At 67.2% G+C, this 1,151-nt stretch carries 1 protein-coding gene; it reads right to left on the bottom strand.

Annotation, left to right across the window (positions count from 1 at the left end; all coding sequences use genetic code 11):
* Positions 1-201 precede the first annotated feature (201 nt).
* Positions 202-729 (bottom strand): carboxymuconolactone decarboxylase family protein, encoded by a 528-nt coding sequence (locus ACIQU6_RS45055; protein WP_096377087.1) that lies wholly within the window; start codon positions 727-729, stop codon positions 202-204.
* Between the last annotated feature and the right edge of the window lie 422 nt (positions 730-1,151).

A 1,151-nucleotide genomic window follows, 5' to 3' on the forward strand; every position in this document is an offset into this window, starting at 1 on the left:
GTGGAAGTACAACTGGCATGGAATCCCCTGAGTCGATGCCACACGCTTACGGGACCCCGTGTCCCTGGCGGCGGCGCGCACAGGATATGCGATAGCGCTCACATTCCGCAGCGGCTCTGCTCTGCGGCAAACGCAAAAAAAGATCGCCGGCGTTGCCGCCGACGATCCCCTAGCACCATCCAACTTTTACTGCGGGTTCGCTCAAGCCTGCTCGAGCACCACCGCCACCGCGTGCACCACCGCGGCGATCTTGAGCGCGCTCTGCACGCCCTGCGCGCTGATCTCGTGCTTGCGCAGCACCTTCTCGTGCGAGTCCATGCAGGCGCCGCAGCCGTTGATCGCCGACACCGCCAGCGAGGCCAGTTCGAAGGTCATCTTGTCGATGCCCGGGTTGGCCATGATGTTCATACGCAGGCCGGCGCGCAGCTGGCCGTACTCTTCGTTCTGGATCAGGTGGGTGGCGCGGTAATAGATGTTGTTCATGCCCATCACCGCCGCGGCGGCCTTGGCGCCGGCGATTTCCTCGGCCGACAGCTTCTCGGCGGCGAAGGCTTCCACCGCTTGCGTCAGCGGCTTGTAGCGCGAGGCGATCGCGCACGACAGGGCGATGGCGCGGATCTGCTTGGCGTCCAGGCCCTGCGAGCCGGCGTCGCTGAGCACGCTGTCGAGGTTGAGCTTGAGGTCCTTGGCGTAGTCGGGAAGCGCGTTGCGAAGATCGGTGAGGCTCATCGGGAAGCTCCTGGAATCCTGGAATCGGGGAAACGCTGCGAAGCGGGCAGGCTCATGCGCCTGGCGGGCGTGCGCATGCGCACGGCTGGCTGGGACGGAACCTGGAAAGACCGCGGCCGCGCGTGCAGCGAGGTAAAAACAGCCGGGGCGGACCCCGGCTGCAGGCACCCGCACGGAGGGGAGGGAAGCCGGTGTGAGGTACGACCGGCCGCATGCGGGGTGGTGCCGAAGAAGACTGCGCGGCCGGCGCGAACCGGCAGCGCAGGTGGAACGCATAAATCGAAGCCTAGGGGGCGCCGGGTCACGCAATCCGGCGCCGCCGCAGAAACATCGCGAAGCCGAAACCCTGCGCGGGGCCGCCGTTCGCAGCGGCCCGCGCCGAGCGCCTTGCGGCTTAGGCGACCTTCAGGGTGTTCTCGCCC

The sequence above is a fragment of the Streptomyces sp. NPDC090442 genome (assembly GCF_044769405.1).
Lineage (GTDB): Bacteria > Actinomycetota > Actinomycetes > Streptomycetales > Streptomycetaceae > Streptomyces.

Excerpts from the sequence above, each read along its gene's own strand:
- ACIQU6_RS45055 (WP_096377087.1), bottom strand. The coding sequence starts at position 729 with ATGAGCCTCACCGATCTTCGCAACGCGCTTCCCGACTACGCCAAGGAC.